Raw genomic sequence first — 14,074 nt, forward strand, 5'->3', positions numbered from 1 at the left:
GAGCGTGCCGCTCGGGTGGTCGGCCCGTTACCCCATCTACAAGACAACGACCTCACACCTGCACCTGCTCCGCCGGCCGGTGCGGCACCAGCGCGGGCGCGGCGTCGGGCGGCCTGGTGTCCAGCTCCTCGATCATGCCGCGTGCGATCTCGCGCTCGCCCATGATGACGACGTCGGCGCCGAGCGACTTGAGATGCTCGACCTCGGCGTCGGAATGCGCCCGCGCCACGATGTGCAGCGCGGGGTTGGCGGCGCGCGCCTGCTCGACGATCTGCCCGGCCTCGAACGCCTCGGGGATGGCGATGACGAGCGCATGGGCGCCGGCTGGATTGGTTGCGCGCAGCACGTGGCTGGCCGCGGCATTGCCCGTGATGGTCTCGACGCCCTCGTCCTTCAATGGCTTGAGGATGTCGTCCGACGTCTCCACGGCCAGCAAAGCGTGGCCGCGCTGCCGCAGGGCCTCGCCGACCAGCCGGCCGACGCGGCCATAGCCGACGATGATCGTGTGCTCGGTGAGCGCGGTCGCCGGGATCTCGGCCGGCGGCGCCGCGGCCGGCGTGGCTGGATCATTGCGGCGGCGCTCCAGCCGCGGCAGCAGCCAGTCGAGGCCCGCGAACAGCAGCGGATTGAGCATGATCGAGATGATGGCACCGGCCAGGATCAGGTCGCGGCCGGCCTTCGGCAGCAGGTTCGTGGCACCGCCGATCTCGGCGAGGATGAAGGAGAACTCGCCGATCTGGGCAAGACTGGCGGAAATGGTGAGCGCGGTCGAGACCGGATGCCGGAACGCGACCACGATCAGGAACGCGGCGAACGACTTGCCGAACAGGATGATGAAAAGGGTCGCAAGCAGCGGCCAGGGCTCGCGGATGATGCTGGCGGGATCGAACAGCATGCCCGCCGAGACGAAGAACAGCACCGCGAAGGCATCGCGCAGCGGCAGCGATTCCTGTGCGGCGCGCTGGCTCAGCGGCGACTCGCCGAGCATCATGCCGGCGAAGAAGGCGCCGAGCGCCAGCGACACCCCGAACAGCTTGGTCGAGCCGAAGGCGACGCCGAGCGCGATCGCGAGCACCGCCAGCCGAAACAGCTCGCGCGAGCCGGTATGGGCAATGTAGTGCAGGATCCACGGGATCAGCCGGCGGCCGACCACGAGCATCAGCGCCATGAACACGCCGATCTTGACGAAGGTCAGCAGCAGCACGCCCGTGAGCCCGAGGCCGAAGCGTGCCGCCAGCGGATCGGCCGCGACCGCCGCGCCGTCGCCATTCTGCAGGCTGGCGAAGGCCGGGATCAGCACCAGCGCCAGCACCATCGCGAGGTCCTCGACGATCAGCCAGCCGACCGCGATGCGGCCGCGCTCGGTGTCCATCAGCCGCCGCTCCTGCAGCGCGCGCAGCAGCACCACCGTGCTGGCGACCGAGAGCGCGAGGCCGAAGACGAGGCCGCCGCCGAGCGACCATCCCATCGCCCAGCTCAAAGCCATCCCCATCAGGGTCGCCACCGTGATCTGCACGATCGCGCCGGGCACGGCGATGGCGCGCACTGACATCAGATCCTTCAGCGAGAAATGCAGGCCGACACCGAACATCAAGAGGATGATGCCGAGCTCGGCGAGCTCGGTCGCCAACGCCTGGTCGGCGACGAAGCCCGGCGTGAACGGGCCGACGGCGACGCCGGCCAGGAGATAGCCGACCAGCGGCGGGAACCGGAACCGCTGCGCAAGGGCTCCGAAGACGAAGGCCAATCCAAGGCCGGCGACGATGGTCGCAATGAGAGGTGTTTCGTGCGGCATCTCGACTTGTTGCACAGGCGGCCATCAGATGCACCGCGACCAATTGTGGCAGAGTTCCGCCACGCGGATGGGGACGATGCGCGAGGGACAGCCGAAATCTGTGGTGAATGACGCGATCCGTTCCGTATGATCGGCGACGAGCCATCACGGGGTGATCAGACACAATGCCCGCCGATCTCGTCCAGACCTTTCGTGCCTTCGCCTACAACAATGCCTGGGCCAACCATCGCCTGCTGATCGCCTGCGGCGAGCTCAGCGCCGACGACTTCGCGGCTGCGCGCACCGGCTTCTTTCCCAGCCTGCAGAAGACGCTGAACCACATCTACATCATCGACCTGTTCTATATCGACGCGCTGGAAGGCGGCTGGCTCGGCCCGATGGCGTGGCAGAACGAGGTGCCGTTCCCGCGCCTCTCCGACCTCGTGAAGGCGCAGAGCGCGATGGACCGCCGGCTGATCGCGTTCTGCGAGGCGCTGACGCCGGCACGGCTCGACGAGACCGTCCGCATCAACCGCGAGAGCCGGGTGCAAAACGAACGCTGCGACCGGCTGCTGCTGCATCTGTTCCAGCACGATATCCATCACCGCGGCCAGGCCCATGCGATGCTGTCAGCCACATCAACCAAGCCGCCACAACTGGACGAGTTCTTTCCGGCGGACGATGCGGCGCTGCGGACGAAGGATTTCGCCGAACTCGGCTTCAGCGAAGAGAAGGTGTGGCGGAGCTGAACGTGGAGCCCGGATGAGCGCAGCGATATCCGGGATCACACAAACAGCGGCGATGGTCCCGGATGTCGCTGCGCTCATTCGGGCTACGCACTCACTTTCAGCGCGAAGCATCGACCCACGCCTGTCGCGCGAGCCGGTACATGACCTGCCGCCGCAGCGGGCTGCCCTCCTCGACGCGCGGATGATCGAAATCCGAGACTTCGTCCCTGATCATGCCGAGCTTGCGCATGACCTTCTGCGAGGCCGCGTTGGCCGGCGCGGCATAGGCGACGATCTGGTCGAGATTCAGTTTGTCGAAGCCGAAGTCCAGCGCGGCGCGCGCCGCCTCCGTGGCGATGCCCTGCCCCCAGGTGGCGCGCGCGAGCCGCCAGCCGATCTCGACCGCCGGCGTGAACGGTGCGTCGAAGAACACCCTGAATAATCCCGTCGCGCCGAGGAATGCGCCGGTGGCCCGGGACTCGACGACCCAGAAGCAGAAGCCGTGCTCGGCCTGATGCGCGATCTGGAAGTCGATCCATTGGTCACACGCCTCGCGCGTTGGCAGCGCGCGGATGAACTTCATCACCTCCGGATCGGCCGACATCGCCGCAAACGGCGCACGGTCGTCATCGCGCCATTCGCGCAGGGCCAGCCGGTCGGTTGCGAGGATCATGGCGTGTCACTCCTTCCGCGGGCAGACGGATGCCTTGGCGGCGGCACGACAGTCGCGGCCCGTCGCGGCCTCCTCCACCTGCTGCGGCGATTGACAGACGTCGCGGCCTGCGTCAACCTGTCGGTAGGTTGATACGACCTGCCGGTTGCGCCCTCTCCTGGGAATGGTGAACGTATCGAGCCCTTACGGCCTCCCCCTTTGCCCGAGCGACCGGGTCAGCAACGCAGCCACCTGACATGCCTGGTTCGCTCCTGCAGAGGATCAAGCGATGCGCGATTTTCGCGATGCCAAGCTTATGGCGCAGACCCTGCGCGACTCCCTGACTACGAAGTCCATCACCATCAGCCACAGTCAGAGCCTGGAGCTGGTCTCGCGGATGTTCGGCGTGGCCGACTGGAATACGCTGTCGGCGCTGATCAAGAGCGGCGATGGCACCAAGCCGCAGCGAGCACCTGTCATTCAGACCACAACGGTCCGGCGTCCCGCCATTCCGTTGCGCGACCTCGTTCCGTTCCCTGGCGCCACCTACCCGCTGTTTGTCGGGCGCGCCAAGACGATCAATGCGCTGAACGACGCCTTTGCCCGACAGACCGACCTCGTGATTGCACTGCAGAAGCAGCGCGCCGTCGACGAGCCCGGCTTCGCTGACCTGCACGAGATCGGGCTGCGCGCCGACCTAATGGAACTCTCGCCGCTGCCGGATGGCACGCTGAAGGTTCAGGTGCGCATCGGCCGGCGCGTCCTCATCAGAGCGTTCAGCAACGACGGCAGCGCCTATGAGGCGGAGGTGTCCGACATCGCCGAGGACGGGGCTGCCGATGCGCCGGATCTGATCCTGCGCGCCGTGACGCGCTTCGAGCGCTACGCCGCGATCCGCAACAGCCGCATGCCCGAGAGCTGGCCGCCGTTCGGTCAGGGACGACAGCCGGGCACCGTGGCCGACACGATCGCCGCGCAGGTGCTGCTGCCGCTCGCTCACAAATACGAGCTGCTGGCGGTGCTCGATCCGATCAAGCGCCTGGAGCTGGTCGAGGCACTGCTGGACGTCACGGCGCGGCCGCTGTCATCCGCGCTGCAGGCGACACGACAGCGTGCGATCGCAAGCGCGCGCGACCGCCGGCATCGCCATGCCACCCTCGAGCATCTGCTGCTCGCGCTGGTCGATGACGACAGCGCCGCTGCGGTGATGAAGAGCTGCCGTGCCAGCCTGAAGCAGCTGCGGACGAAGACCCTCGCCTATGTCGACACTGATCTCGCCCTCCTCGCGGCCGAGGATGGCGAGATCGCGCAGCCGTCGCCGGCGTTCCTGCGCGTCAGCGACCGTGCCGCGCTGGCCGCCCAGGAGGTCGGCTATCCCATGATCACCGGGGCGAATACGCTGCTCGCGCTGTTTCCGGAGACGCGTAGCCCCGCCGCGCGCCTGCTCGCCGAGCACGGCGTGACCCTGGTGCGCGCCGCCAAGGCGGTGGCCGACGGCGTTGGCAAGGAGGAGGCGTGAGCCGGCGTCGCTCCCCGCCCACGATCGTCATTGCGAGGAGCGAAGCGACGAAGCAATCCAGAGTCGAGCACTCGGCTCTGGATTGCGTCGCTTCGCTCGCAATGACGAGAGTTTCGCAGCCCCGATGAGCGCAGCGATATCCGGGGTCACACGACATGCTGCGATGAACCCGGATGTCGCTGCGCTCATCCGGGCTGCGGCCGAAAGCCGTGGCGACATCCGCGCCTCTCGCTACACCGTCTCGCCGCAGAGATCGACGGGCCCATCCGGCCAGGGTCGTCCGAGCAGTTCGGCGACCATGCCGCCGCGGTAGACCAGGGTTTTCCAAGTGCGGTCCTTGTCGAGAAACCGCATCTCGTTCGTCATCGAGCGATAGCCGCTGGACATGTAGACAGGAGGCTCGAACGCGAACAGGATCGAGAAGGGGATCGATCGCTCGCGCAGGTGCTGATGCGCCCTGCCCATCAGCGCGGACGTGACCCCGTCCGCGCTGATCGACGCCGACCGCCACCTCCCCTACCAGACCAGCCATCACCTCGTCGGAACCGACCTTGATGCGACGCTCGTAGATCGAGAGATGGCCGACAATCCGCTGTGCGAGGCGCAGCAGCACCGTCGCGTCGGGAGGACCGTGCTTGCCGTAGTAAAGACCAAGCTCGTCGGGCGCGCCTTCCGGATAGGCCTCGTTCAGAAGCGCGCGGACATCGGCCTCATACGGATCACCGACCCGGACATGCGAAATCAGGATGAGGTCGGTCATCTTTCGGCTTTCCCCGCAATGACGGAGGATAGCTCATCCGGGCTGCGTGATGGCGGGCTCGGCAAGACGCCGATCACCGTCATTGCGAGGAGCGAAGCGACGAAGCAATCCAGAGTCGAGCACTCGGCCCTGGATTGCGTCGCTTCGCTCGCAATGACGGAGGATGGAGTTTCACTTGAAGCGCTTCCTACTTCGCAGGCTCCAGAATCGACACGTAGTTCGCCACTGCGGCGCCGCCCATGTTGAAGATGCCGCCGAGCTTGGCGTTGGGGAGCTGCATGCCTTCCGGCGCCGTGCCAGTGAGCTGCATGGCGGTCATCACATGCATGGAGACGCCGGTGGCGCCGATCGGGTGGCCCTTGGCCTTCAGGCCGCCGGACGGATTGACCGGCAGCTTGCCGTCCTTGAGCGTCCAGCCCTCTTTGATCGCGCGAGCGCCCTGTCCCCTGGGCGTCAGACCCATTGCTTCGTACTCGATCAGCTCGGCGACCGTGAAGCAGTCATGGGTCTCGACGAAAGAGAGATCGGACAGCGTGACACCGGCCTTCTCCAGCGCGCGCTGCCAGGCCACCGTGCAGCCCTCGAAGGCGAGGATGTCGCGCTTGGACATCGGCAGGAAGTCCTGCGCATGGGCCGTGGCACGGACATTGACCGCCTTGGCGAACGAATTGGCGGTCTCGCTGTCGGTCAGCACCAAAGCGGCGGCGCCGTCCGACACCAGCGAGCAATCGGTGCGCTTCAGGGGGCCGGCGACATACGGGTTCTTCTCGCTCTCGGAGCGGCAGAACTCGAAGCCGAAATCCTTGCGCATCTGCGCATAGGGATTGGCGACGCCGTTCTTGTGGTTCTTGGCGGCGATCAGCGCCAGCGCGTCCGACTGGTCGCCGTATTTCTGGAAATAGCCTTGCGCGATCTTGCCGAACACGCCGGCGAAGCCGCCAACCGTGTCGCCGTCCTCCGGCAGGTAGGACGCCTTGAGCAGGTTCTTGCCGATCTCCGGTCCCGGCGTGCGCGTCATCTGCTCGACGCCGACGACGAGGACGATCTTGGCGGCCCCGGCGGCGATGGCGCGAATGCCCTGGTGCACGGCGGCCGAGCCGGTCGCGCAGGCGTTCTCCACCCGGGTCGCCGGCTTGAAGCGCAGCGCCGGATCGGCCTGCAGCACCAGCGAGGCGGTGAAGTCCTGGGCTGAGAAGCCGGCATTGAAATGGCCGAGCACGATCTCGTCGACGTCCCCGGCCGAAATGCCGGCGTCGGCGATCGCCTCATTGGCGACCTTGACGACGAGGCTCTCGACGGTCTCGGCGTCGAACTTTCCAAACGGCGTATGCGCCCATCCGACGATGCTGGCGGTCATGATCTCTCTCCCGAATATGTTTCCGCCCAGATGGCGACGCGCGCCATCCAGGTCCAGGGCTCAAGTGGCGTTCTCAAGCAACGAACTTACCATCAAGTTCATCCTCGATGTGAATCCGGATGATGTCGTCGAAGCTCTTTTCCTCGGTGGTGAAGCCGAGCTCGCGGGCCCGCTTGGCCTCGAAATTCCGCGGCCAGCCGTCGACGATGCCGACGATGAAGGGATCGGGAACCCGCTTGATGCGATTGGCGACGTTGTCGCCGGCGACGCGCCGGAGCGCGGCGATCTGCTCGCCGACGGTCGCCGACAGGCCGGGCATGGTCAGGTTGCGGCGCGGACCGATCTTCGCGGTGTCCATGGTCGCGGCATGCAGGAGGAAGCCGACCGCCGAGCGCGGGGTGGCGTGCCAATGGCGGACGTCCTCGGACACCGGCAGCACCGCCTCCTTGCCGGCCAGCGGCTCGCGCAGGATGTTGGAGAAGAAGCCGGAGGCCGCCTTGTTGGGCGCGCCGGGGCGGACACAGATGGTGGGCAGGCGGATGCCGACGCCGTCGAAGAAGCCGCGGCGGCTGTAATCGGCCAGCAGCAGCTCGCCGATCGCCTTCTGTGTGCCGTAGCTCAACAGCGGCGCATTGACGAACTCGTCGCCGATGGCGTCGGGGAACGGCGCGCCGAACACCGCGATCGACGAGGTGAAGACCAGCCGCGGCTTGTAGCCGTCACCGATCAACCTGACCGCGTCGAACAGCATCCGGGTGCCGTCGAGATTGATACGGTAGCCCTTGTCGAAATCGAGCTCGGCCTCGCCCGAGACGATGGCGGCGAGGTGGAAGATCACGTCGGGACGATCAGCAACCAGCTTCTCGGCAAAGCCGGCGACCGCGAAATCGCCGGCGATGGTCTCGACCTTGAGGCTGGTGTCCGGCTTCGCCGGCGCGACAATGTCCTGCAGGGTCATGCGGGTGATGGCGGCCTCGCCGAGACGACCGTCGCGGACCAGCCGCTCCACCAGCTTGCGCCCGACCATGCCGGCGGCGCCGAGAACGAGAATATGCAAGGGGATGCTCCTTCAAATGCAACGGTTGGGCGCGGTCTTAACTTCCGTCATTGCGAGCGAAGCGAAGCAATCCAGAAGCATCGGAATGGTTCTGGATTGCTTCGTCGCTTCGCTCCTCGCAATGACGAGAGTTGAGATCCGCGTGAGCAGTCGGCGACACCTTAACCCGGCTCACGGGCAAAGCCGCCCTACTCCTTCACTGCGCCGGTCATCGCCGACACATAATGCTCGACGAAGAAGGCGTAAAGGATCACGAGCGGCAGCGAGCCGACCAGGGCGCCGGCCATCAGCGATCCCCATTTGTAAATGTCGCCGTCGACGAACTCGTTGACGATCGCGACCGGCACGGTCTTGTTCGGGGTCGATTGCAGGAAGGTCAGCGCGTAGATGAACTCGTTCCAGCACAGGGTGAACGAGAAAATGAAGGCCGAGATCAGGCCGGGGACCGCAAGCGGCACCACGATCTTGACCAGGATCTGCCAGCGGCTGGCGCCGTCGATCAGGGCACATTCCTCGAGCTCGAACGGGATCGTCTTGAAGTAGCCCATCAAGAGCCAGGTCGAGAACGGGATCAGCAGGGTCGGATAGACCAGGATCAGCGACAGCGGCGAGTCGAACAGGCCATAGGCCTGGATCACCGAGGCCAACGGGATGAACAGGATCGACGGCGGCACCAAGTACGCGAAGAAGATCAGCACACCCACCGTGTCGGCGCCCTTGAAGCGCAGCCGAACGATGGCATAGGCGGCGAGCACCGAGGCGAAGATCGACAGCGTGGTGGCGCCGACCGCGACATACATCGTGTTCCACAGCCAGCGCGGATATTGCGTCTCGAACAGCAGCTTGGAGATGTGCTTGAAGGTCGGATGCACCACCCAGAACGGGTTGTACTTCTCCATGTCGATCAGCTGCTCGTCGGGTTTGATCGACGTCAGCCCCATCCAGTAGAACGGGAACAGCAGCACCACGAGAATGATGAACAGCGGCAGATAGAGCGTGACCAGCCGCCGCGGCAGCGACTCCAGGTAGCTCATGCCCTCGGATTCGTCGGAGCCGGCCGTGGTGGGTGCCTTGGCTTGCAGCGCGGTGTCGGTCATTGGTCGGATCCTTGCTGCCATTTGCGCCGTTGCATGCCGAACCAGGAAATCGCGATGGCCGCCATCAGGAACGGGATCATGGCGGTGGCGATTGCCGCCCCCTCGCCGAGCCGGCCGGAGATGATGCCGCGCTGATAGCTGAGCGTCGCCATCAGATGGGTGGCATTGACCGGGCCGCCGCGGGTCAGCGCCCAGATCAGCTGGAAGTCGGTGAAGGTGAACAACACCGAGAAGGTCATGACGACGGCGATGATCGGCGTCAGCAGCGGATACGTGATGTAGCGGAAACGCTGCCAGCTGGTGGCGCCGTCGAGCGTTGCGGCCTCATAGAGCGAGGGCGACACGGTCTGCAGGCCGGCCAGCAGAGTGATCGCGACGAACGGCACGCCGCGCCAGATGTTGGCGATGATGACGCTCGCGCGGGCCCAGGAGGTGTCGCCGAGGAAATTGATGTTCTGGGTGATAATGCCGAGCTTGATCAACGACCAGGAGATGATCGAGAACTGCGCGTCATAGATCCACCAGAACGCGATCGCCGACAGCACAGTGGGCACGATGAAGGGGATCAGCACGATCGCGCGGATCATCGCCTTGAACGGCATGTGCCGGTTCAACAGCAGCGCGAGGTAAAGTCCGATGGCAAATTTGATGGCCGAGGCCACGATCGTGTAGAGCAGCGTGTTGAATACCGACAACCAGAAGATCGAATCGTCCCACAGCCATTCGTAGTTCTCGATGCCGACGAAAACGCCGCTGCGGCCGATCTTCTCGTCGGTGAAGCTCATCCAGACGCCCAAGCCCAGCGGATAGGCCAGGAACAGGATCAGGAACGCCGCCGCCGGCAGCATGAACCACAGCGCGATGACGTTGCGGTTGGTCTTGAGCCGCACCCACGCCGAGGGCTCGCCGATGGCCGCAGCCTGAGGCAACGAGGTCTGAATGGTACTCATTTATCCAGCAGCTCCCTTCGAACTGGCGCATGGATGACGCATGCCCGGCGGCGTTCGGGACCGATTGAGCGACTCCGTCATTGCGAGGAGCGAAGCGACGAAGCAATCCAGAGTCGTATGCGCGGCCCTGGATTGCTTCGCTTCGCTCGCAATGACGGTGAGCATGGCGCTAGCGCCTTTGCCCACCCTACACGGTCGAGTCCCGCCCTAGCGGAAGATGCGCTTGGCCGAGCGCTCGGCGCTGGCCATCGCCGTCTTCACGTCCTCGCGGCCGGTGCAGTAGTTCGCGAACATGTCGACCAGCACGAAATCGGCGATCGCAGCCGCGGCCGCTTCGCCGAGCTTGCCGAGTCCGGCCGGCGTGGTGGCGGTTGCCGCAACGTCGCGGTACGGCGTGTTCTTCGGATCGGCCGTCCAGATCGGGTTGGCGTCGTAGCCTTTGAGGAAGTGCGACAGATAACCCTGCGCCGCCTCGATCCACGGGTTGAACTGCTCCGGCTCCAGCATGAAGGCGGTGAACGCCTTGCAGGTCTGCGGGTACTTCGAGAAATTGAAGACCAGGATCGGGAAGCCCAGATGCATCTCGCGGGTCTTGCCGTCGATGCCGGGCGGCAGATGCGCGTGGTTCATGTCCTCGGCGATCTGCGGCGCCTCCTTCTTGGCGGTCACGTAAATCGAGATGCCGTTGACGGTCGCGTAGAGCTGGCCGGCCAGGAACGCCTTGTTGTTGGACGAGTCGTTCCACGATGCCGTGCCCGGCACGAAATTGTCGTACAGGCCCTTGACGTATTCGAGCGCCTTGGCGGTCTCCGGCGAGTTGATGACGACCTTGTTGTCCTTGTCGATCAGATTGCCGCCATGCGCCCACAGCGCCCAGTGCACCCAGCCATTGGCATCGCCCGAGGCGTGGCCGAGCGCCATGCCGCCTGGCGTGCCGTTCTTGTTCATGGCCTTGAAGAACTCGGCCATGCCGGCAAGGTCCTTCGGGAACTGCTTGAAGCCGGCCTTCTCGGCCGCCGAGATGCGATAGTTGATCAGGCCGCCGGTGGCCGCCACCGGGATGCCGATCCACTTGCCGTCGAGCATGCCATAGGCCTTGCCGGAGTCGGTCCAGCCGCCGCACTTCTTGCCGAGGTAGTCGGCGACGTCGGTCATGTCGACGCATTTATTGGAGAACAGGAAGGGCAGCGTGTAGAGGCCCCACACCATGTCGAGCCCCTGCCCTGTATTGGCCGCGACCGAGGCCTTGGGCTGGACATCGTCATAGGATTCGTTGGAGATGTTGATGGTGACGTTGTTGGCCTTCTGGAAGGCGTCGACGATCTTCATGAAGGCCACGTCCTCGGCCTCGACGAAGCGCTTCCAGCGCATCATGTTGACCTTGGCGCCCGGCTCCGGCTTCCAGGGCGAGGTCTGCGCCCAGGCCTTGGCGTAGCCGAGCAGATCCTCGGCCGACATCGTCGCCGCGGCCGCCAGCAAGGTCGCGCCACCCTTGAGCAGAGACCGTCGATCCGTAGGGAAATAAGTCATCTGAAGTTTTCTCCCGTTGAATATTTTGCTTGTTTTGTTTGTTGGCAGTTTCTTGTTCTTTTTATTCGTTCGTTGGTTCGGCCTCGCGCGGCCGGATCAGAGTCTCCGGCCGGTATCCTTGTCGAACAGATGCGCCGCGGACGCACGCGGACGCAAATGGATCTTCGCGCCCGGCACGACCTCGTGGCGGTCGCGGAACACCGCGATGATGTCCTGGGTGCCGATGCGGGCGACGATCTGGGTCTCCGATCCCGTCGGCTCGACGACAACGACCTCGGCCTCGATGCCGTCATCGGCGAGTTCGAGATGCTCGGGCCTGACGCCATAGACCACCGGACGGCCGTTGGACGCGGCCGGCGCGGTCAGCAGTGGCAGCTTGGCGCCATTGTCGGTCTCGACATAGACAGTGCCGTTGGATTTCAGGTGGCCGTTGAGGAAATTCATCGCCGGCGAGCCGATGAAGCCGGCAACGAACTGGTTGTCCGGCTTGTCGTAGAGATCGAGCGGCGAGCCCATCTGCTCGACGATGCCGTCATGCATCACCACGATCTTGTCGGCCATGGTCATGGCCTCGATCTGATCATGGGTGACGTAGACGGTGGTGGTCTTGAGCCGCTGATGCAGTTCCTTGATCTCGGTGCGCATCGCAACGCGCAGCTTGGCGTCGAGATTCGACAGCGGCTCGTCGAACAGGAACACTTGGGGATCGCGCACGATGGCGCGGCCCATCGCGACGCGCTGGCGCTGACCACCGGACAGCTGGCGCGGATAGCGGTCGAGCAGCGGCGTCAGGGCGAGGATCTCGGCGGCGCGCGCCACGCCCTTCTTGATGTCCTCGGGCCGCGCGCCGCGCAGCTTCAGCGAGAAGCCCATATTGTCGGCGACCGTCATGTGCGGATACAGCGCGTAGTTCTGGAACACCATCGCGATGTCGCGCTCTTTCGGCTGCACATTGTTGACGACGCGCTCGCCGATCGAGATCGTTCCGGAGGTGATGTTCTCGAGCCCTGCCAGCATGCGCAGCAGCGTCGACTTGCCGCAGCCGGACGGACCGACCAGCACGACGAACTCGCCATCCTCGATCGGAATCGTCACGCCGTGCAGGACTTCGAATCCGCCGAATGATTTGCGCACGTCGCGAATTTGCACCGACGACATCAATTTCCTCCTCATAGACCGACTGCATTGGCTGCAGATCGGCGGCATTCTGACCGTTGCTTGCGGCCGATTGATCTGACCGCTTATCGTTATGTAGTCTTTTGATCGTTCAGGCTGTGTGACGGGACGACAGCTCAGCACGCATTGTCGGCAGTTTAATTCTCTTTCGCAATGCTTCGCTTAGCAACCACGTGATAGCGCTGTCAATATCGCTTGTGTACCAGACCGCCTATGCTATGAGCGACGGATGGGACGGAAACATATCAAGCCGGGCAAAGTCCGGCTGACCGAGGTTGCGGCACTGGCGGGCGTCAGCCCGATCACGGTGTCGCGCTTCTTCCGTAATCCCGACACCGTCTCGCCCGGACGCCGATTGCGCATCGAGAGCGCCGCCAAGGATCTCGGCTACGTTCCCAACCTCGCCGCGCGCGCGCTCGCGTCGCAGCGCACCGAAGTGATCGGCGTGCTGATACCGTCGCTCACCAACAACGTGTTCTCCGACGTGCTGCGCGGCATCTACGACGCCTTCGAAGGCAGCCGCTACAGCATCCAGCTGGCCAACACCCGTTACAGCGTGCTGCAGGAGGAGCGCCTGCTGCGGCTGTTCCTGATGCAGAAGCCGGCGGGCATGATCGTCACTGGCGTCGACCAGACGGCCGAAGGCCGCGCCATCGTGCAGGCGGCCGACTGCCCGGTGGTGCAGATCATGGAGCTCGGCCCCGATCCGATCGACATGATGATCGGTTTCTCCCATGTGGACGCCTGTTTCGCCGCGATTTCCCACCTTCTCGCCCAGGGCTGCCGCCGCATCGGCTTTCTCGGCGCACGCATGGACCCAAGGGTGCAGCGCCGCCTGCAGGGCTATCAGAACGCGATGAAGAGCGCTGGCCTGTTCGATCCGCGACTGATCGTCACAACGGCGGTGCCGACCTCGACGACCATGGGCGGCAGCCTGTTCTCGGATCTCATGCTGAGGGCACCGGACGTGGATGCCGTGTTCTGCGCCAATGACGATCTTGCGCTCGGCGTCCTTTTCGAATGCCAGCGCCGGCACATCGCGGTGCCCGAGCAGATCGCCATCGTCGGCTTCAACGACATGGAGTTCATGGCCTCGGCGGTTCCGACGCTGACCAGCGTCAGGACCAATCGCTACGAGATGGGTCTGCGGGCCGCGACCATGATCATGGACGAGATCGAGGGCCGCCCGGTCGCCGAGCGCGTCGTCGATCTCGGCTTCGAGGTCATGGAGCGGCAGAGCTCGCAGCAGCGCCACGCCGTCGCACCGGCGGCAGATCGCGTCTCAGGAACAAAATGGTAGCGCAACCAAAAAGGCTGAACTAGAACCACGACGAGCGACAACGACTTGAACGAAAGACGTAGGCGATCTCGACACCGGCCGATTGCACCCTGACCGGGGCGCGCGCTGAGCACCATCCATGCGACGGGGCGCACATGAGCCAAGCCGGCGTCGCCACGTTGCACTGCGGGAGGA

13 protein-coding genes are annotated in these 14,074 nt (G+C 64.9%); 4 read left to right on the top strand and 9 right to left on the bottom strand.

Annotation, left to right across the window (positions count from 1 at the left end):
- Positions 1-52: 52 nt before the first annotated feature.
- The gene (gene ybaL / locus HL671_RS08725) at positions 53-1,795 is read right to left on the bottom strand and encodes a YbaL family putative K(+) efflux transporter (protein WP_172236161.1); all 1,743 of its coding nucleotides are present in this window, start codon (positions 1,793-1,795) and stop codon (positions 53-55) included.
- A 164-nt stretch (positions 1,796-1,959) separates the two neighbouring features.
- Between ybaL and HL671_RS08730 the strand changes: the two genes are divergently transcribed.
- Positions 1,960-2,523: a DinB family protein gene (locus tag HL671_RS08730; protein ID WP_172236162.1), complete on the top strand. Its 564-nt coding sequence runs from the start codon at positions 1,960-1,962 to the stop codon at positions 2,521-2,523.
- A 97-nt stretch (positions 2,524-2,620) separates the two neighbouring features.
- Here the strand turns inward: HL671_RS08730 and HL671_RS08735 are convergent, their stop codons facing one another.
- On the bottom strand, positions 2,621-3,175 hold the full coding sequence (locus HL671_RS08735) for a GNAT family N-acetyltransferase (protein ID WP_172236163.1): 555 nt from the start codon (positions 3,173-3,175) through the stop codon (positions 2,621-2,623).
- 268 nt (positions 3,176-3,443) lie between these two features.
- Between HL671_RS08735 and HL671_RS08740 the strand changes: the two genes are divergently transcribed.
- The gene (locus HL671_RS08740; protein WP_172236164.1) at positions 3,444-4,673 is read left to right on the top strand and encodes an LON peptidase substrate-binding domain-containing protein; all 1,230 of its coding nucleotides are present in this window, start codon (positions 3,444-3,446) and stop codon (positions 4,671-4,673) included.
- 231 nt (positions 4,674-4,904) lie between these two features.
- On the opposite strand, the gene HL671_RS39305 is transcribed toward HL671_RS08740, so the two are convergent.
- On the bottom strand, positions 4,905-5,138 hold the full coding sequence (locus HL671_RS39305; RefSeq protein WP_172236165.1) for a GNAT family protein: 234 nt from the start codon (positions 5,136-5,138) through the stop codon (positions 4,905-4,907).
- A 10-nt stretch (positions 5,139-5,148) separates the two neighbouring features.
- Here HL671_RS39305 and HL671_RS39310 point away from each other — a divergent pair, with 10 nt between their 5' ends.
- Positions 5,149-5,679: a hypothetical protein gene (locus tag HL671_RS39310; RefSeq protein WP_246579411.1), complete on the top strand. Its 531-nt coding sequence runs from the start codon at positions 5,149-5,151 to the stop codon at positions 5,677-5,679.
- On the opposite strand, the gene HL671_RS08755 is transcribed toward HL671_RS39310, so the two are convergent.
- The 6 genes from HL671_RS08755 to HL671_RS08780 form a co-directional block, all read right to left on the bottom strand.
- On the bottom strand, positions 5,621-6,790 hold the full coding sequence (locus HL671_RS08755; protein WP_172236166.1) for an acetyl-CoA acetyltransferase: 1,170 nt from the start codon (positions 6,788-6,790) through the stop codon (positions 5,621-5,623). The two genes, HL671_RS39310 and HL671_RS08755, sit on opposite strands and share 59 nt — an antisense overlap.
- 73 nt (positions 6,791-6,863) lie before the next feature.
- Positions 6,864-7,847, bottom strand: coding sequence for a D-erythronate dehydrogenase (denD, locus tag HL671_RS08760; protein ID WP_012043659.1), 984 nt, complete (start codon positions 7,845-7,847; stop codon positions 6,864-6,866).
- Positions 7,848-8,035: 188 nt separating this feature from the next.
- Positions 8,036-8,944 (bottom strand): carbohydrate ABC transporter permease, encoded by a 909-nt coding sequence (locus HL671_RS08765; RefSeq protein WP_172236167.1) that lies wholly within the window; start codon positions 8,942-8,944, stop codon positions 8,036-8,038.
- On the bottom strand, positions 8,941-9,894 hold the full coding sequence (locus HL671_RS08770; RefSeq protein WP_012043657.1) for a carbohydrate ABC transporter permease: 954 nt from the start codon (positions 9,892-9,894) through the stop codon (positions 8,941-8,943). Before HL671_RS08770 ends, HL671_RS08765 begins: the two co-directional genes overlap by 4 nt.
- A 207-nt stretch (positions 9,895-10,101) precedes the next feature.
- A complete protein-coding gene (locus HL671_RS08775; RefSeq protein ID WP_012043656.1) occupies positions 10,102-11,424 on the bottom strand; it encodes an ABC transporter substrate-binding protein in 1,323 nt (440 codons plus the stop codon).
- 96 nt (positions 11,425-11,520) lie between these two features.
- Positions 11,521-12,582, bottom strand: coding sequence for an ABC transporter ATP-binding protein (locus HL671_RS08780; protein ID WP_041750694.1), 1,062 nt, complete (start codon positions 12,580-12,582; stop codon positions 11,521-11,523).
- Positions 12,583-12,829: 247 nt separating this feature from the next.
- Between HL671_RS08780 and gntR the strand changes: the two genes are divergently transcribed.
- Positions 12,830-13,900, top strand: coding sequence for an HTH-type transcriptional regulator GntR (gene gntR, locus HL671_RS08785; protein WP_172236168.1), 1,071 nt, complete (start codon positions 12,830-12,832; stop codon positions 13,898-13,900).
- Positions 13,901-14,074 lie beyond the last annotated feature (174 nt).

This window comes from Bradyrhizobium denitrificans, from assembly GCF_013179005.1.
Classification (GTDB): domain Bacteria; phylum Pseudomonadota; class Alphaproteobacteria; order Rhizobiales; family Xanthobacteraceae; genus Bradyrhizobium; species Bradyrhizobium denitrificans.